We start from the raw sequence: 261 nt of genomic DNA, 5'->3' as shown, positions 1-261 counted from the left end.
CAGATAGGCACCGCGATTCCACTGGGCGGAGCGCGCCGGATCAGGCTGGTATACAGCCGGTGTGAAGAAAAAGGCACGCCATAGCCCCAGCAGCGGGCGCTGGTCGTAAGGGAAGCGCAAATCATGTGAACGATTGGGCTGATTTACGGGGGGCAGCGTGCGCAGCCAGGCGAACAGGGCGTCGCTGTCTTCGCGGCTGAGCTGGGTATAGCTGGTGTAGGGGAAGGCCGGAAAGAGGAAACGGCCGTCGCGTCCGCGTCC

1 pseudogene is annotated in these 261 nt (G+C 63.6%); it reads right to left on the bottom strand.

The annotated features are described in order from the left end of the window. A pseudogene (locus ACZ3GY_RS24280) lies at positions 1 to 261 on the bottom strand (cytochrome c); the annotation flags it as partial.

This window comes from Pseudomonas sp. PME37.24/006 (assembly GCF_055556635.1).
The sequence above is the reverse complement of the archived record's forward strand: the minus strand, read 5'-3'. Positions and strand labels throughout refer to the sequence as shown.